At 64.2% G+C, this 15,723-nt stretch carries 19 protein-coding genes; 10 read left to right on the top strand and 9 right to left on the bottom strand.

Going from position 1 to position 15,723, the window contains the following annotated elements; translation table 11 throughout:
- Positions 1 to 67: 67 nt before the first annotated feature.
- Genes HV798_RS18720 through HV798_RS18730 form a run of 3 tightly spaced genes read right to left on the bottom strand, consistent with a single transcriptional unit; the run spans position 68 to position 2,374 of the window.
- Positions 68 to 1,060, bottom strand: coding sequence for a FecR family protein (locus HV798_RS18720; RefSeq protein WP_343038575.1), 993 nt, complete (start codon positions 1,058 to 1,060; stop codon positions 68 to 70).
- Positions 1,036 to 1,689, bottom strand: a complete 654-nt coding sequence (locus HV798_RS18725; protein ID WP_246288925.1) for an RNA polymerase sigma factor — start codon at positions 1,687 to 1,689, stop codon at positions 1,036 to 1,038. Before HV798_RS18725 ends, HV798_RS18720 begins: the two co-directional genes overlap by 25 nt.
- A complete protein-coding gene (locus tag HV798_RS18730) occupies positions 1,679 to 2,374 on the bottom strand; it encodes an STN domain-containing protein (RefSeq protein ID WP_246288927.1) in 696 nt (231 codons plus the stop codon). The genes HV798_RS18725 and HV798_RS18730 overlap by 11 nt, the downstream gene beginning before the upstream one ends.
- Positions 2,375 to 2,590: 216 nt before the next feature.
- On the opposite strand from HV798_RS18730, the gene HV798_RS18735 reads away from it, so the two are divergent.
- A complete protein-coding gene (locus tag HV798_RS18735) occupies positions 2,591 to 2,974 on the top strand; it encodes a hypothetical protein (RefSeq protein WP_025140668.1) in 384 nt (127 codons plus the stop codon).
- A 7-nt stretch (positions 2,975 to 2,981) separates the two neighbouring features.
- Here HV798_RS18735 and HV798_RS18740 read toward each other — a convergent pair whose 3' ends face one another.
- The 6 genes from HV798_RS18740 to HV798_RS18765 all read right to left on the bottom strand — a co-directional run bounded on the left by HV798_RS18740 (position 2,982) and on the right by HV798_RS18765 (position 7,410).
- Complete coding sequence (locus tag HV798_RS18740) at positions 2,982 to 3,347, bottom strand: cupin domain-containing protein (RefSeq protein ID WP_025140667.1); 366 nt, start codon at positions 3,345 to 3,347, stop codon at positions 2,982 to 2,984.
- A 17-nt stretch (positions 3,348 to 3,364) separates the two neighbouring features.
- Positions 3,365 to 3,922: a helix-turn-helix domain-containing protein gene (locus HV798_RS18745; protein WP_025140666.1), complete on the bottom strand. Its 558-nt coding sequence runs from the start codon at positions 3,920 to 3,922 to the stop codon at positions 3,365 to 3,367.
- A gap of 62 nt (positions 3,923 to 3,984) precedes the next feature.
- Positions 3,985 to 4,767, bottom strand: a complete 783-nt coding sequence (locus HV798_RS18750; protein WP_025140665.1) for an aldolase — start codon at positions 4,765 to 4,767, stop codon at positions 3,985 to 3,987.
- A gap of 12 nt (positions 4,768 to 4,779) precedes the next feature.
- The gene (locus tag HV798_RS18755; RefSeq protein WP_246288929.1) at positions 4,780 to 5,430 is read right to left on the bottom strand and encodes a glutathione S-transferase family protein; all 651 of its coding nucleotides are present in this window, start codon (positions 5,428 to 5,430) and stop codon (positions 4,780 to 4,782) included.
- A gap of 62 nt (positions 5,431 to 5,492) precedes the next feature.
- A complete protein-coding gene (locus HV798_RS18760; protein WP_175193193.1) occupies positions 5,493 to 6,455 on the bottom strand; it encodes a Bug family tripartite tricarboxylate transporter substrate binding protein in 963 nt (320 codons plus the stop codon).
- A gap of 151 nt (positions 6,456 to 6,606) precedes the next feature.
- Positions 6,607 to 7,410: a TetR/AcrR family transcriptional regulator gene (locus HV798_RS18765; protein WP_246288932.1), complete on the bottom strand. Its 804-nt coding sequence runs from the start codon at positions 7,408 to 7,410 to the stop codon at positions 6,607 to 6,609.
- A gap of 79 nt (positions 7,411 to 7,489) precedes the next feature.
- On the opposite strand from HV798_RS18765, the gene HV798_RS18770 reads away from it, so the two are divergent.
- The 9 genes from HV798_RS18770 to HV798_RS18805 all read left to right on the top strand — a co-directional run bounded on the left by HV798_RS18770 (position 7,490) and on the right by HV798_RS18805 (position 15,693).
- Positions 7,490 to 8,758: an alpha/beta hydrolase gene (locus HV798_RS18770; RefSeq protein ID WP_217481186.1), complete on the top strand. Its 1,269-nt coding sequence runs from the start codon at positions 7,490 to 7,492 to the stop codon at positions 8,756 to 8,758.
- A gap of 160 nt (positions 8,759 to 8,918) precedes the next feature.
- Positions 8,919 to 9,890 carry a Bug family tripartite tricarboxylate transporter substrate binding protein gene (locus HV798_RS18775; protein WP_175193192.1) on the top strand — a complete coding sequence of 324 codons (972 nt, stop codon included), beginning with the start codon at positions 8,919 to 8,921 and terminating at the stop codon, positions 9,888 to 9,890.
- A gap of 60 nt (positions 9,891 to 9,950) precedes the next feature.
- Positions 9,951 to 11,591 (top strand): AMP-binding protein, encoded by a 1,641-nt coding sequence (locus HV798_RS18780; RefSeq protein WP_175193191.1) that lies wholly within the window; start codon positions 9,951 to 9,953, stop codon positions 11,589 to 11,591.
- On the top strand, positions 11,588 to 12,175 hold the full coding sequence (locus HV798_RS18785) for a VOC family protein (protein WP_343038576.1): 588 nt from the start codon (positions 11,588 to 11,590) through the stop codon (positions 12,173 to 12,175). Before HV798_RS18780 ends, HV798_RS18785 begins: the two co-directional genes overlap by 4 nt.
- Positions 12,172 to 12,432, top strand: a complete 261-nt coding sequence (locus HV798_RS31905; RefSeq protein ID WP_343038577.1) for a hypothetical protein — start codon at positions 12,172 to 12,174, stop codon at positions 12,430 to 12,432. The genes HV798_RS18785 and HV798_RS31905 overlap by 4 nt, the downstream gene beginning before the upstream one ends.
- On the top strand, positions 12,429 to 13,601 hold the full coding sequence (locus HV798_RS18790; protein WP_175193190.1) for an FAD-dependent monooxygenase: 1,173 nt from the start codon (positions 12,429 to 12,431) through the stop codon (positions 13,599 to 13,601). Before HV798_RS31905 ends, HV798_RS18790 begins: the two co-directional genes overlap by 4 nt.
- The gene (locus HV798_RS18795) at positions 13,598 to 14,056 is read left to right on the top strand and encodes an acyl-CoA thioesterase (protein WP_175193189.1); all 459 of its coding nucleotides are present in this window, start codon (positions 13,598 to 13,600) and stop codon (positions 14,054 to 14,056) included. Before HV798_RS18790 ends, HV798_RS18795 begins: the two co-directional genes overlap by 4 nt.
- Positions 14,057 to 14,212: 156 nt before the next feature.
- A complete protein-coding gene (locus tag HV798_RS18800; RefSeq protein ID WP_175193188.1) occupies positions 14,213 to 14,719 on the top strand; it encodes a sigma-70 family RNA polymerase sigma factor in 507 nt (168 codons plus the stop codon).
- Positions 14,716 to 15,693, top strand: coding sequence for a FecR domain-containing protein (locus HV798_RS18805; protein ID WP_175193187.1), 978 nt, complete (start codon positions 14,716 to 14,718; stop codon positions 15,691 to 15,693). Before HV798_RS18800 ends, HV798_RS18805 begins: the two co-directional genes overlap by 4 nt.
- Positions 15,694 to 15,723 lie beyond the last annotated feature (30 nt).

Here is a 15,723-nt window from a genome sequence, read left to right on the forward strand (position 1 = left end):
CCACCTAGAACAAGACAGACGGATGGAAAAATGCCGACCGGAACCCTGTCATAAATAATTCATGCAATCACGACAGCAGCACCACCCCGCCCGGCAGCCGGGTCACCTCGGCGCCATAGGCGTCACGGATCAACTGTTCCGCGTCCGCCACCTGCGCCAGGGAAAAGCGCGCCTGCACCCGGCGCTGGGCCAGCTGCTTGTTCAGCAGCACCAGGCGGCCACGGCGGTAGCGGTTGATCTCGTCCACCACGTCGGCCAGCGGCACCCGGTCAAACACCAGCCAGCCACGCCGCCAGGCCGTCACGGCCTCGGTATCCACCTGGGTCGGCGGCAGCACGCGCGCATCGTCGTAGCGCAGTTCCTGGCCCGCGGCGAGATCAAAGTTGCCCTGCGCATGCGCCAGCTGCAAGGTGCCGGACAGGCAGCACAGGCTGGCCGCGCCATCCAGGTAACGCAGGTTGAACACGGCCTGGCGCGTGGTGATGCGGCCGGCGCCGGCAATCACCTGTTCGCTGCGCGCCGCCTGGGCCGCCCCGCTGCCCACGCGAACTTCCGCCTCGCCCGCCGCCAGTTCGATCACCGCACCGTCGCGCGGCCCGGACCGCACGTTGATCCGGGTCTGCGTGTTCATCTCGAATTCCAGCGCATCGCCCAGCGCCACCCGGCGCTGCTCGCCGGTTGCCGTGCGGTAGTCGGCGCCCAGCTCGTCCAGCCCCGGCCACAAGCCCAGCGGCGGACGCCAGGCCAGATAGGCGGCCGACGCTGCCAGCGCGCCGCCCAGGAACGCCCGGCGGCCCGTCACGCGGGGACGGCGCGCGGCAGCCGCGGCGATTTCTTCCTGCACCGCCGGGCCCAGCCCCTGCCACAGGCGCTTTTGCTCGGCGAACGCGGCTTCGTGGCGCGGATCGGCGCTCAACCAGGCGCGAAACGCCTCGGCGTCGTCCTGCGTGGCGCGGCCCGAGGTCAGCGTCAGCAGCCACTGCCGCGCGGCGTCCGCGGGCGTGGGGCCGCGCTTGCGGCGGCCCGGCATCATCATCAGCGCCATGGCGGTGTTTCCCATGGAGGTCCTTCCTTCTGTACAGCCGATAGGTGGGTGGCCGATGGGTTGGCGACCGACGGGTTGACGCCCGATTGCGGTGTCACCGGTTTCTGCGCGCCCGACGGTTGCGCCACCGGCTCGGCTTCCGCCTCCAGCATCTTGCCGCAATGCTCCAGCGCGCGCTTGAGCTCCTTGGACACAATGCGTTCCGACACCCCGTAGCGCTTGGCGATCTCGGCGTGCGGCAGCTCATGCACCCGCGCCGCCATCAGCATCTGCTGCGTGCGTTCGGGCAACTGCCGCAGCGCGCGGCGAAAGGCGTCGATCTGGCTGCGCCCCTGCGCAATGCGGGCCGGGTCTTCGGCCTCGTCCGTGCCGCCGATCAGCTCGGCAATCTCTACCCCGGTCAGCAGCCGCGAATCGCGCCGCCGCTGGTCTTCGGCAATGTTCAACGCCACCCGGAACAGGTACGCCGCCGGCTGCTGGATCGACCCGCCCGGCGGCATGTCGTTGACCTTCAGAAAGGCTTCCTGCATGGCGTCGTGCGCCAGGTCCTCGGACCCCAGGCGGCGCTTGAGCTGGCTGCGAAAATCGTTGTAGCGCTCCAGGAACAGCGCGCGCAGCGAGCCGGACGGCTTGTCATCCCGCACGGCCGTCTCCTCGCAGTGCACCGCAGTCGTCCGCGCCGGCCGGCTGCAACAGCACCGTCACCGGCTGCGCCATGCCGGCCGGCAGCGGCCCGGCCGTCACCCCGCGCAGCGCCGCTTCCAGCCGGCGGTTCAGCGGTGCCGAACCGGTATCGGCCACCCAGTCCACCTGATTGACGCGCCAGGCCTTGTCGAACCACAGCTTGACCAGCGCCCGGTAGGCGCCCGGCTCGGCGCCCTGCCCCTTGCACAGCGCACGCTTGAGCGCGCCCTGCAGGGCCGCCGCATACGGCGTGTCGCGCAGCCGCGCCGCGCTGGCCGGCCGAGCCGGCGCCATCTCGCGCGGCGCCGCCACCACCGTAAAGGAATGCGGGCTGGCGTAGCGGATCGCCAACGGCGAACCGGCCAGCAGCCGGCGCAAGGCATCGCCCGGCGTATAGGTGCCCACCACCGCGGGCGCCTCGCGCCCGGCCGTCAACGCACTGTCCACCAGCACCGTCAAACCGCTGGCCAGGCTGTACTGCGCCAGCGCCTGGTCCAGCGGCTGGGCGGCGATGGCAAACGCGATCTCGCGCGGTGGCGTCTGCGCCGCGCCCGCGCCGGCCAGGGCGCACAGCCCCAGCGCCAGGCAGGCACGCCGAATCCAGCCCCCGCCTGCCGGACAGGCCAGGGTCATCGACGCCAACACGTAGGAAAATTGCCAGGCATGGCCGTTGCCGCGAACGCCCGCGCGTCCGCCTCGATGCGAAAGGCGCCATGCTAGGGTGCGAGAATGACGTAATCGTGACACGCCACACACGCGCACCGTCCGGCCGCCACGCAAACGTCACCTGCGCGGCCTTATCCGTCCCTATACTGATTGCATGGCGGCAACTGGCCGCCGGGCCTTTTCCAAGGAACCCGCATGCGCCCATTCAGCCTGATTCCGGATCGCGCCTGCCTGCTGTTGCTGGCGGCGCTGGCGGCCCCGCCCCTGGCGGCCTGGGCCCAAGCCCCGGCGCAGCCGCAGCCCGTGGCGCCCGCCGCGTCCACGGCAACCCCGCCCAAGCCCGCCCCCGGCGCCTGCATCGACACCGAGGTCAACGGCTACCGCGCGCTGTCGTATGACTGCCTGAACCAGAAGATGGCGCCCGACGCCGCGCCCAAGCCGCCGGCCACGCTGGGGTCCGAGGCCATCACGCAAAAGCCGCCCAACCAGATGGGCCTGCCCACGCCGGCCACCATCGGCAACCGCATGGGCAATACCTTCGGCACGTCGGCGTATCCGCAGCGGCCGACGCCGCCGTAGCCAGGCCTTATGCCGTGCGGCTGATGAAATAGATCTTCTTGACGAACGTATCCACTTCCCAGCGGCCGGTATAGCCTTCCGGCATCACGAAGGCCTCGCCCACGGTCAGCGCGTGCACCGTGCCGTCCGGGTCGACCAGGCGCGCCGCGCCTTCGACGATGTAGCCGAATTCGATGTAGCCCGTGGTGTTGGACTGGAAGCTGCCCGCCGTGCTTTCCCACACGCCGGCTTCGGCGCGGCCCGCGTTGCCTTCAAAGGCCGTCACGGTGCGAAACGCCGCATCGCCGGATATCGGCCGCTTGGGCTTGCCCGGCACCGGGTTCTTCATGGGGCCGGCATCGATGCGGACCAGCCGCGATTGATCGTGCTTCAAAGCGCTTTCCTTGGAAATCAATGCGCCGCCACCACCAGCACTTCGGCCGCGCCGCGGCTGACCGTGCGCATGCGATGCGGCAGTTCGGAATCGAAATAGAGCGAATCGCCGGCATCCAGGCGGAACTCGCGTTCGCCCACCTGCACCTCGATGGCGCCCTTGAGCACCAGCAGGAATTCCTCGCCCGGGTGCGGAAACACCGCCGAGGCATCAGGGAATTCGCGCGGCGGATGCACCAGGAAGGGCTCCATGGCCTTGACCTTGCGGCGCCCGGCCAGCGACTCGTAGTGGTATTCGCTACCCAGGCCGCGGCGTTGCAGGACCTCGCGGTCGGCCACGCGCACCAGGCTCACGACCTCGTCCTGCGCTTCGCCGTCGCCCCCGCCCACCAATTGCGACACCCCCACGCCATAGGCTTCGGCCAGGCGCAGCACGGTCGAAATCGACGGCTCGCTCAACCCGCGTTCGAGTTTGGAAAGATAACTTTTGGTCAGGCCCGTGCGTTCGCCCAGCTGTTCCAGGGACAGGGACTGCTGGCGACGCAACGTGCGCAAACGGTGAGGCAGGTCGATCATGGGCGGAAAAGGGCACGGTAACGACCGGTAAGCATGCCCTAAACCGACGGCTTCGTCGAGTTTCAGCCCAGCACGTCAGGATGCTGGCGCAGCGCCCGCCGCGCGTAATACGCAAAACCCACCTGCGAACGCTTGGGCGTCAGGATCCAGTCATGCGCCTCGTGGCCCAGCGCCGGTGGAATCGGCTGGATCTTGCCCGCCGCCATCGCCAGCAGCTGCATGCGCGCGGCGCGCTCGAACTGCAATGCCAGCACGCAGGCCTCTTCCACCGTGCCCGCCGCCACCAGCATGCCGTGGTGCGACAGCAGAATCGCGCGCTTGTCGCCCAGCGCGCCCGAGATGATCACGCCTTCTTCGTTGCCCACCGGCACGCCCGGCCAGTCCTTCAGGAACGCCACGTCGCCATACAGCGGGCAGTTGTCCATGTGCGAGACTTCCAGCGGCACTTCCAGCATCGACAGCGACGCGGCATGCAGCGGGTGCGTGTGGATGATGCAGTTCACGTCCGGCCGCGCCCGGTAGATCCACGAGTGAAAGCGATTGGCCGGGTTCGGCATGCCGCCGCCTTCCTGCACCTGCAGGTCTTCGTCCACCACCAACAGGTTGCCTGCCGTGATCTCGTCAAAGCCCAAGCCCAGGCGCTGCGTGTAATAGCGGTTGGGCTCCGGCGCGCGCGCCGTGATCTGGCCCGCCAGGCCCGAATCGTGCCCGCCGTCGAACAGAATGCGGCAGGTCAGCGCCAGGCGTTCGCGCAGCGTCCAGTCCGGCGTATCCAGCTTGCGCTGCATGTCGGCCTGCGCCCGCTGTATCAATTCGTCCTTGCCCAAGTGCATCGTATCGGCCATCTCGACTCCTTTCTATGCCGTTTCCAACAACGGCGTAAAGCCCGGCAAGGCGCGCATGCGCGCCAGCCAGGCACTGATATGGGTAAAGGCGGACAGGTCGTAGCCGCCCTCGTCCGCCATGCTGGTGTAGGGGTACAGCGCAATGTCCGCGATGGTCGGCGCATCGCCCACCAGGAATGAGCGGCCCGCCAGGTGCGCATCCATCCAGGCCGCCGCGCGCAGGCCGATGGTGCGCCACTGCACCATGGCAGGGTCGTCCACCCGCGCCGTCCGGCGCAGATGGATCAACAGCCGCGGCTGGGCGTACGCATGCATATGCTGCGTCTGCTCGAAACTCAGCCAGCTGGCCACCTGCGCCTGTTCCAGCCTGCCTTCCGGCAGCCACGGCGTGCCGCGCCCCAGATACCACAGGATCGCCTGCGACTCGGCCAGCCACTCGCCTTCCGGCGTCAGCAGTGCCGGCACCTGGCGCCACGGGTTGATGCGGCCAAAGGCCTCGGTTTCCAGATCGCCCTGCACGATGTCGAAGGTTCGGCGCGTCAGCGCCAGGCCCATGAAACCGCAGGCCAGCCGGATCTTCCAGGCGTTGCCCGAGCGCAGCGTGTCGGCCAGTTCCAGGGGTTTGCCGGCCAGCGGATGCAGGGCCGGGGTTGTGTGGGACACGTTCGTCATCGGCATAGTCTCTGTCTGCGGCATCATCGGGTTCGTCTCGGACGTTGCCATCGTCAATCCATCTTGATATCGGCGCGCTTCACGATCTCGGCCCACTTCGCCTTCTCGGCCGCGATGAAACGCGCGTATTCGTCAGGCGCGCCGGTGTAAAGCTGCGTGCCCTGCGCCGCCAGGCGCGCCTTCAGGTCGGGCGAGGCCAGTGTCTGGCGCAGCGCCGCGTTCAACTTTTCCAGCACCGCGGGCGGCGTACCCGCGGGCGCAAAAAAAGCATTCCAAGAACTGATCTGCAAGGCGGCATCGCCGGCCTCGCTGGACGACGGCACCTGCGGCGCCGACGGCAAACGCTGGTCCGACGCCACCGCCAGCGCCCGCAGCTTGCCCGATGCCGCGTGCGGCATGATCACCGGGCTGGCGTCCATGACCACATCCACCTGCCCGCCGATGGCCGCATTGACCGCCTCGCTGCCGCTCTTGAACGGCACGTGCACGATATCCACGCCCGCCGTCAGCTTCAGCAGTTCCAGCCCCAGGTGCGGCGAACTGGCCGTGCCCGCCGACCCGAAATTCAGCTTGGCCGGATGCGCCTTGGCATACGCCACGAACTCGCCGAAATTCGCCGCCGGCAGATCGCCACGCACCGCCAGCAGATACGGCGACCCGGACACCAGCCCCACCGGCACGAACTTGTCCGGGTCGTAGCTGAGCTTGGCGTAGATCAGCGGGTTCACCACCTGCGTGCCCACCGTGCCCATGAAAATCGTATACCCGTCAGGCGCCGCCGTGGCCGCCACCTGAGCGGCGATCACCCCGCCCGCGCCCGGCCGGTTTTCCACCACCACGCTCTGGCCCAGCGCATCGCCCATGCCCTTGCCCACCTGCCGCGCCACGATGTCCGTGATGCCGCCGGCCCCGAAAGGCACCACGAGCCGGACCGGATGATCCGGAAAAGCCGCCTGCGCCGTGCTGCCCAGCCCCGCGGCCAACGCCAGCGCGGCCGCCATGATCTTGCGTTTCATGCCATTCCCCTTGTGTCCGCCGCTTGGATGCGGCTATGACACAAAGTGTCCTATAGGCTATTGATTTTCCGCAAGAGGAATTTGATTGGGGGATACCCTGGGCGGCGGGAACGGGGCGGGCCAGGTCAGGGGGAGCGCTTCATCTGGCTCCTCATTTGCGAACCGGGCGGGAGCGAGGCCGTCCTTTCCATTGCTCCATCGAGTCCAAGAGCATCTGAAGGCCGGTTTCGAAGCTTTTGTTCGCATCCAATTCGATGAACGGCGTAAGCATGTAATGCGCCGCTGCGTATTCCTGCGGCGATGCAGATTCAATCTGTTTGCGGATGAATTTCGCATGCAAGGCTGGAAGCTGCCGACTCACCTGCGCGTACGCCGCTGTCATCGTGTACTGCGCCAGCAGGTGGTAACCCATGGCGGTGTGTTCAGGGCTATACCCTGCGTCGCGAAAAATCTCGGCAACTCGGTTGAGATACACCAGCCCATAGTCCGTTTGCCCGGGCTCGACCTGCTGAAACAGCCGAAATCGATTGTGTGCCATCACATATCGAAGCACGCCGCCGTACTCCACCATGAAGGCATAGCTCAACCGGGCGTGCTTTTCGATGTCGTGGCGCCATTGTCCGGTTAGCGCGGCGAGTCTTTCGACCCGTCTCTTGAAGTACTCGTTGACCACGCCGGAGATGAGGCCATCCCGACTGCCGACGTAGTAATGGATCAACGACGACGCCACGCCGAAATCCCGCGCCAGGCCCACGATCGACAACTCCTCCAAAGGCTCAACCTTGGTGAGCTGCACTGCGCGCTCGATGATCTGAACTCGGGAAATCAGGGGCGCATCAATCGGATTTTCTTGTACCGCCTTAGGCGGGCGGCCGCGCCGCCTGGGGGTTTGCGCGGTATCAAGAACGGGCCGGCTGGCGGCTGCGCGGCGGGAGGAAGAACCATTTGTCGCCACTGGCGAACTCCTAATTGACGGTCTATCAATTTTACCCTAGCATTAATTTACTGGGTGTCAATTACGGAGTGAGGCAACTTTGACTGAGATCAAAAAACCTGCGGTGACGGCAGGACTGCGCGGCGCTGGCTGGAATCCCCAACGTATGGACAGGCCGTACACGCTGCGGCCCTATCCCTTGCGCACTGCCGATGGACAGCGCACCCTTGGTTTCCTCTACAGTCAGACCGGCAAAGAGAAATCCGTGGTGTGCTTGATGCATCCTCGGGAATTCTCGGGGACTCCCTATCTGGTTCCCGACGTGCTCGACTCGGGCGCCGCCTGCTGGGTCCAAGCCCCTCGTGCGATCGGATCTGATCTGCGCCTTGAGCATGAAGTCGCGTTGCTCGATGTGGCCGCAGCCATGGTGCACCTGCGAAAACTCGGTTTCTCGCACATCACGCTGCAGGGAACATCTGGAGGCGCCGGGCTTTTCGGCTTCTACGCGCAACAGGCGCTTCGCAGTCCTGAGCGTCGACTGAGCAAGACGCCGGGCGGGCGGCCCGTCAAGCTGGCAGAAGCAGACATGCCCTCGCCTGACGCTCTGATTTTCGTCTCGCCACACCCCGGACAGGGAAAGCTGCTCATGAACGGGATCGACCCGTCCGTCGATGACGAGAACGATCCTTTCTCGGTCAATCCGAAGTTTGATCCGTTCAGCGAGACCAACGGATTCAGAATGCCTCCGAGTTCGTCCTCTTACGACGCAGCGTTTGTCGATGGCTATCGGGCGGCTCAGCGCGAACGGGTCGCTCGGCTTGACACCCAAGCTCGCCAGCTTCTGGAGTCGCGCGCTGCGTCGCGCAAGGAACTGAAGGCGCTGGGCGATGGCGCGTCGGCAGATTTGCGGCGCAAGGCAGCGTTTACACCGATCCTCACGCTGTGGCGCACCGACGCTGACCTGCGGTGCTGGGACTTGTCTCTTGACCGCTCCGACCGCGCCATCGGTTCTCTCTGGGGCGCGGACCCGTTCGTCTCGAATATGGGAAGCGTCGCATTCGCTCGGTTGATTACGCCCGAGTCGTGGCTGTCCACCTGGTCAGGGATCAGTTCGCGCGCCAGCTTCGAGCAATTTGGTAACGAGCTCGAACTGCCGACCCTGATGCTGGAATACACGGGCGACCAGGCTGCCTTCCCAAGCGACATGGACGAGATCTATTCGTCCATCGCAAGCACGGAGAAGCAACGCATCAAAGTCCGCGGAAATCACCACGGGATGGCGTTGGCGGAGGGTGAGGAGTCGGGCCAGGCCATCGTGGGCCGCCATCTCCAGGAATGGCTGAGGCCTCGCATCGCCTCCAGTCAGTAGATGTTCATCTAACGAGGCGTCATTTGGGTCGCCTGGCAAAGGAGCACTTTTCAACCATAAAGACTTGGATGGGTGGAGTGCCGGGATTTCGGCACAAAACAACTGAGACGACCATCGTCATTTCGAACATGGCGCTCAAGTGGATTCAGGAGACAAATTCATGCTGAGAATCGGATTTTCGGTGGCCTGTCTGGCCGCCGCGGCGGCTTTCGCCCCTACGTCACATGCAGGATCGAATTTCCCGGATAAGCCGATCCGGCTGCTGGTGGCGTCAGTTCCGGGCAGCGCCCCTGACGTCATGGCAAGAGTTATCGGAGATGTCCTCGGGAAAAAGCTGTCACAGACGATCATCGTCGAGAACAAGCCGGGCGCGGGAGGCATCGTGATGATGAACGCCTTGAAGGCGGCGGCGCCGGACGGCTACACGCTTGGCTTTGCGCAGGCAGCGGTGGCGGCGGTCACTCCGCTGACATACAAGACGGCCACGTACTCGATGGATCGCGATTTCGCCACCATCGGAACGGTGGGCATTACGCCCATGATTTTCACCGCGAATCCAAACTTTGCGCCGAAGACCCTGGGTGAGGCGCTGGCGCTCGCAAAGAAGTCTCCGGAGGAGGTAACGATAGGCAGCCCAACCCGAACCTCAGTGCCCGATCTGGCGTCCGGCCTGCTCGCGTCGAAAGCGGGGGTGAAGGTGCGGCAAATTCCATTTTCCGGAACGCCGCAAGGACTCCAGGCGGTGGTGTCCGGGCAAATTGATATGTACACCGACGGGGTCGCACCCTTGATCGGCCTGATCAAGGGCGGAAAGATCAAGGCACTTGCCGTCGCCTCCGATAGCGTGCTGCCGGGCCTCGAAGGCATTGCGCTCGCCAAGGATACGGTGCCGGGCATGGTGGTGTATGGCTGGTTCACCTTGCATGTGCCAAAAGGCACGCCCGACGACGTGCAGCGCAAGCTCAATGCCGAACTGAACAAGGCTTTGGCCGAGCCGGAAGTGGTTGCCCAGTTTCGAAACCTGGGAACCTATCCGAAGGTGTCCACCCTCGAGCAAGCGTCTGCATTCCTTGTTGAGCAGCAGGCACTCCTGGGCGGCGTGATCAAGCAAATGGGCATCGTGGCCGAATAAGCGGAGACAAGAATCGTGAAAGAAGGAGTTCTACATGCGCTACCGGGAGTGGTGTATCCCATGGCTGAGACGGTACGCCATTACGTACAGTCAGGCGTTCTGACCAACGAGACATTGGTTGATGGCTTTGCCCGAGCCGTCTCACTGAACCCTGACCAGGTCGCACTCCAGAGCATTGAACGCGCGTATACCTATCGCCAGCTGGACGAGGTTACGGACAGACTGGGCGGCGCCCTGTTGCGCATGGGCATGAGGCCTTTCGACCGCGCCCTCTTCCAACTCGGCAACAGCTCCGAACTGGTCATTTTCTTCATTGCATGTTTGAAGGCAGCGGTTATTCCCGTCTGCACTTTGGCAGCGCACCGGGAACACGAGATCGGGTATCTGGGTGAGCTGACCGAAGCTCGGTTGCATCTCGTCCAGGGAGACGACCCGAAGTTCGACGATGTCGAGTTCGCCACCCGGATGCAGGAAAGGCTATCGACCGTTCAATGGATCGTGCAAGCGCGCGGACAGACGCGTGGTGCTGCAGTGGGACTGCACCCGCTGGCTGATGGGATAGCGCTCGAAGAAGCCAGAGCACTACTGCGACAGGTGCCCCGTGACCCCCTGCAGGTGGCGGTGTTTCAGCTCTCCGGTGGCACAACAGGAGTCCCGAAGATCATCCCGCGGTTTCACAGCGAATATCTGTACAACATGCGGACGGTCGCGGCGGTAAACGGCTATACCCGTGAGGACTCGCTCTTCATGCCGTTGCCTATGGTTCATAACCTGAACATGGGCTGCTGCTTCGGCCCCTTCCTCATGATCGGTGGCACCGTGGTCATCACGCCGAGCATGAGCACGGACGATCTCCTGAACACACTGCAGACGTATCAGCCGACATGGATCTCCGTTGGCGCGATACTTGCGCGCATACAGCCGGCACTGGACGCCGGAGCGTTACGGCTTGAGCGTCTGCGCGGCGTCATCGCCCCCAATGGCGCCCCGCGCCTGCGTCAGATCTTTGGCGCACCCGTGCGTCATATCTTCGGCATGACCGAAGGGGTGATCATGCTCACTCGCGCCGATGATCCGCAGATCGTGCAGGACGACATGGTGGGGCGTCCTGTTTCCGAGCATGACCGGGTCAAGTTGTTCGTGCCAGGCACGGATCAAGAAATCTTCGAGGATGACGTTGACGGCGAGTGCGCTTTCGCGGGTCCGTACACCATCCACGGCTACTACCAGGCTGAAGAACGAAATCGAGAGTGTTTCACCTCCGACGGCTTCTATCGATCCGGCGACTTGATGCTGGCAAAGACCATCGACGGCGTTCGGTACTTCCAGTTCCGAGGCCGCACGAAGGACGTGGTCAGCCGCGGTGGCGAAAAAATCAATTGCGAAGAAGTGGAGGTGATGATTCGCCGACACGAAGCAGTGACGAACGTCCAGATCTGCGCCATGCCAGACCCCGTACTGGGCGAGCGCGTCTGTGCGTTCATCCAACCGAAACCTGGTTGCACGGCACCCGACGTCGCGGCCCTGGGCGCCTTCCTGAAAGAAGAGGGCCTGGCCAAGTACAAATGGCCCGAGCGGATCGAAAGCGTAGAAGAGTTCCCCATGACCAAGACTGGGAAGTTGAGCAAGGTTCTCTTGCGTCAACTGATCACCGACAAGCTGTCCGCGGAAGCGGCGTCAAAGCAAGGAGAAATGCAATGAGCACAGTGAAATCGCTTCCTCTGAAAGGTGTCCACCATACGGCACGGCCCACGTGGAAGTTGGCGGAAACCGTACATTTCTATCGCGACCTCCTGGGACTGCCGCTGGTCCATGCCATTTCAGCGCGAGGCTGGGGGCCGGACAATCACGCGGACTTCCTTCACTTCTTCTTCGATAGCGGCAACGACAGCACCATTGCTTTCTTCTACTACATCGGAGCGGATCAGCCAGATTTTGCCCAGCCCAGGCAAGACTATCGTTACAAGGCGACGCACACCGCGTGGCGGGTTGACAGTCGGGAGCAGTTGCTCGCCTGCCAAGAGAAAGTGGAAGCCGCCGGCATCCAGCTCAATTATCAGATTCGCCACGAGGTCATCGAATCGATCTACTTCTTCGATCCGAATGGCTACTCCATCGAGATCACGTGGCAAGCTCGACCGTTCACCAATCTGGACATAGAAGACGCGGCGCGCACCATCAACGCTGCGGTCGAGCTTTCGCAGCGCCCGGGGGCCCTGAGCTGCATCGACGACGTGTGGCAGCGCAAAGCCCAACTGCTGGCCCAAGAGCTGGAGTCCGCATGATGCCCACGATCTTTGTACTGGATGTCGAGGAATTTTCCGCCTTGGTTGCGCACGCTCGGCAGCGTGACGAATTGCGGGTCAGCGGGCCGACGAAGGGTTACTGGCGCATCGAAGCCGATACGCAGATCCAGTTCTCGCGCAAAGCGTTAGGGTTCAAACCTGCGGTCTGGAATGGCGCGCTGACGGGCGGCTTGATCGGAGAGGTCGTGCAGTTTGACAAAGACACCCTTCGAATCATTGGAGGGAGTGCGGCATGAAGATCGCAATCATCGGCGGGGGGCCTGCCGGGCTTTACTTCGCAATGCTGGTGCGCAAGCGCCGGCCGGACTGGGAGGTCGTGGTGCTGGAGCAGAACCCGCCCGACGCCACCTTCGGCTTCGGTGTCGTGATGGCTGACTCTGGACGAAACAGCTTACGCGCAGCCGACGCGGCCAGTCATGACGCCCTGATCCAGAAGATGACCTTTACTGACAGGCAGGTCATCACGGTGAAGGAAACTGCGCTGCTCGTGGAGCGCCCGGCGAAAGGCGGCGCGATCCGACGCATCGACCTGCTGGAAGTGTTGCAAGCCGCCGCGCGTGGGGAAGGAGTGCAGATTCATGGCGGAGTGCGCTTGGGATCGGTCGCGCAGCTCTCGGATTTCGGCCTGGGCGATGCAGATCTGATCGTCGGCGCCGACGGCGTCAATTCCGTCGTGCGGACCGAGGATGAGCACGGTTTCGGCACTCGACGGTCGCATTTGACGAATCACTTTGCATGGTTCGGTGTCGGACGGGCATTCGTCTCGCCTGCTCTCGTGTTTCGGCAATATGACGGCGGCAGCTTCGTCGCGCATTACTACCCATACACGCACGATCGCAGCACTTTTGTTGCGGAGTGCGACGATGCGACCTGGCAGCGCTTCGGGATGGAAGAGCTGGATTCACAGGCCCGGCAGGCACTTTTCGAGAAGGTGTTTGCGCCCGAGCTCGATGGATCGCCATTGCTCTCCAATAACTCGGCGTGGCGCCAGTTTCCGGTTGTGCGAAACGACCGGTGGCATAGCGGGAACAAGGTGCTTATCGGTGATGCGCAGACCAGCGCGCACTTTTCGATCGGCTCCGGCACGCGCATTGCCATGGAAGACGCGATCGCATTGGCTGCTGCCGTCTGCGATTCCGACGGCAATGTGGACGTCGCGCTCAAGACGTTTGAAGACAAGCGTCGTCCCGAGAAGGAGAAGCTGATCTGTGCGTCCGAGCGCTCCTATCTCTGGTACGAGAAAGTCGGCGACTGGATGGACCAGTACACGCCACACGCGTTTGTCTATCAGTTCATGGTTCGCACAGGCCGCGTGGATGACCAGCGATTGGCATCTTCCTACCCGGCACTGTACGAAGCGCTGCGCAACGCAGGCGCCACGAAAAGTGAGGTGAGCGCATCATGACTATCGACAGCTATGAGAGTGTTGCGAGTCGCACGCCGTTCGTGGTGCGCCGTCGGGTGCGCTGGAGTGAGTGTGATCCCGCGGGCGTGGTCTACACGGGCAAGTTCGTGGATTACCTGCTCGCCGCCGTCAATCTGTTCTACGGCAACTTGGTCGAATCCGACTATCGGAGCTTCCTGAAGGAAGTCGGGGTGGGCACGCCGTGCCGCGGCCTCGAGATGGACTTTCGCGGTGCGCTTTGGCCAGAAGACGAATTCATGATTCGGGTGCGTGTTCGAGAAATTCGCCGCGCCTCTTTCGACATGCAAGTGGACGCGTACCAGGACAGCGGCCGAGAGATCTTCGTCGGGCGCTTCACCGGCATATGCATTCCAGGTGACGGCGAGCGCAAGCGTGTGGCGATCCCGGAGGCGCTGCGTGCAGCGCTGGCGAAACATGCGGACGAGGCAAGCTAACGATCAGGACGTTCGGAATTTGCCAGATTCAGCTGCCGGGAAAAGGCGGACTTCATTCCCGCAGCCCATCCCCCGGGAAGCAACCTTGCCTGCGTCTTGCCTGGAACACCTTCGCTCTCTACAATAGGTAATAGTTATCATTTAAATTCACGTTCGATGCCTTCCAAGACGCACGTCCAGGTCGAGACGCTCTATGCGCACCATCATGGGTGGCTACACGGCTGGCTGCGGCGGCAATTGGGCAATTCCAGCGAGGCTGCCGATCTCGCGCACGACGTGTTCGTGCGGTTGTTGGGCCGGTCGACGGCGATCGAGACGCGTGAACCGCGGGCCTATCTAAGCACCATCGCTCGTGGCCTGCTGGTGGATCACTGGCGCCGCCGGGAACTCGAGCGCGCCTGGCTTGAGGTGTTGGCGCGCACCCCGGAAGAATTGGCGCCCTCCCCCGAGAGCCGGATGCTGGTGCTGGAAGCGCTCATCAAGATCGATCAGATGCTGGATGCCCTGAAGCCCAAAGTGCGCCAGGCGTTCCTGTGGGCGCAGCTCGACGGCATGCGCTGCCCGCAAATTGCCGAGCGGCTGGGTGTTTCGCTGGCCACCGCCGAACGCTACATCGCGGCAGGGTTGCGCCAATGTTATGCCCACCGGTTCGGTGACGCGTGAGCGAGGCTGCCCCGATACCTGCCACGGTGGTCGACGAGGCCATCGCCTGGTCCGTCAAGCTGAACTTCGGTTCGGCCGATTCCGATACCTGTGCGGCGTTCGAGCGCTGGCGCCGTGCGGCGCCCGTGCATGAGCGGGCGTGGGCGCGCATGCAGATGCTGAACGCCGACTTCATGGCCATGCCGCAGGGCCTGGCGCTGGACACGTTGACGGCCGCGGGCGCCACCCGCGATATCCGGCAGCTGCGGCGTCGGACCCTGCTCAAAGGCCTGCTGCTGGCTGGCGGGCTGGCCGGCATGGGCTGGACGGTGCGTGAACACACCCCCTGGCAACGGGTGCTGGCCGACGCCAGCACCGGCGTGGGCCAGCACGATCGCCTGACGCTGGCCGACGGCACCTTGCTGGTACTGAACACCGACAGCGCGGTGGACATACGGATGGAAGGCGCACAGCGGCTGCTGGTCCTGCGTCGCGGCGAGATCTCCATTCAGACGGGCGCCGATACCGCGTCGCCCGTCAAGCGTCCGTTTCTGGTCCGCACGCCGTTTGGTACGGCCCAGGCGCTGGGCACGCGCTTCATCGTTCGTCTGGACGACGATGGCGCCCAGGTCAGCGTGCAGCAGGATGCGGTCGCATTGCGGGCCAACGACGGCGTCGCGCTGATCGCCGAAGCCGGCCAGACCGTACGGCTGGACCGACACGGCGCGCGTCGGGTGAACGATCCCGCCATCACCGCCGACGCGTGGCTGGATGGCGCCATCGAGGGCAAGAACATGCGGTTGGCCGACGTGCTGGCCGAGCTGGCGCGCTATCGCCACGGCCGCATCAGTTGCGCCCCAGGGGTCGCCGATCTGCTGGTTTCCGGCACCTACCACGTGAAAGACACCGACCAGGCCCTGAACTTCCTGGCCCAGACCCTGCCGATCCGGCTGCGCTACTGGACTCGTTATTGGGTGGCGGTGGGACCCGCCTGAGGCCTTTCGGGACGGTGTTGGGAGGCAGCG

The organism is Achromobacter deleyi, from assembly GCF_902859705.1.
In the GTDB taxonomy this organism is placed as follows: domain Bacteria; phylum Pseudomonadota; class Gammaproteobacteria; order Burkholderiales; family Burkholderiaceae_B; genus Achromobacter; species Achromobacter deleyi.

What these genes read in the sequence shown, in the direction of transcription:
- HV798_RS18720 (WP_343038575.1), bottom strand. Translation starts at nt 1,060, where the DNA reads ATGGGAAACACCGCCATGGCGCTGATGATGATGCCGGGCCGCCGCAAG.
- HV798_RS18735 (WP_025140668.1), top strand. Translation starts at nt 2,591, where the DNA reads ATGCGCCCATTCAGCCTGATTCCGGATCGCGCCTGCCTGCTGTTGCTG.
- HV798_RS18745 (WP_025140666.1), bottom strand. Translation starts at nt 3,922, where the DNA reads ATGATCGACCTGCCTCACCGTTTGCGCACGTTGCGTCGCCAGCAGTCC.
- HV798_RS18750 (WP_025140665.1), bottom strand. Translation starts at nt 4,767, where the DNA reads ATGGCCGATACGATGCACTTGGGCAAGGACGAATTGATACAGCGGGCG.
- HV798_RS18760 (WP_175193193.1), bottom strand. Translation starts at nt 6,455, where the DNA reads ATGAAACGCAAGATCATGGCGGCCGCGCTGGCGTTGGCCGCGGGGCTG.
- HV798_RS18775 (WP_175193192.1), top strand. Translation starts at nt 8,919, where the DNA reads ATGCTGAGAATCGGATTTTCGGTGGCCTGTCTGGCCGCCGCGGCGGCT.
- HV798_RS18780 (WP_175193191.1), top strand. Translation starts at nt 9,951, where the DNA reads ATGGCTGAGACGGTACGCCATTACGTACAGTCAGGCGTTCTGACCAAC.
- HV798_RS18785 (WP_343038576.1), top strand. Translation starts at nt 11,588, where the DNA reads ATGAGCACAGTGAAATCGCTTCCTCTGAAAGGTGTCCACCATACGGCA.
- HV798_RS31905 (WP_343038577.1), top strand. Translation starts at nt 12,172, where the DNA reads ATGATGCCCACGATCTTTGTACTGGATGTCGAGGAATTTTCCGCCTTG.
- HV798_RS18790 (WP_175193190.1), top strand. Translation starts at nt 12,429, where the DNA reads ATGAAGATCGCAATCATCGGCGGGGGGCCTGCCGGGCTTTACTTCGCA.
- HV798_RS18795 (WP_175193189.1), top strand. Translation starts at nt 13,598, where the DNA reads ATGACTATCGACAGCTATGAGAGTGTTGCGAGTCGCACGCCGTTCGTG.
- HV798_RS18800 (WP_175193188.1), top strand. Translation starts at nt 14,213, where the DNA reads ATGCCTTCCAAGACGCACGTCCAGGTCGAGACGCTCTATGCGCACCAT.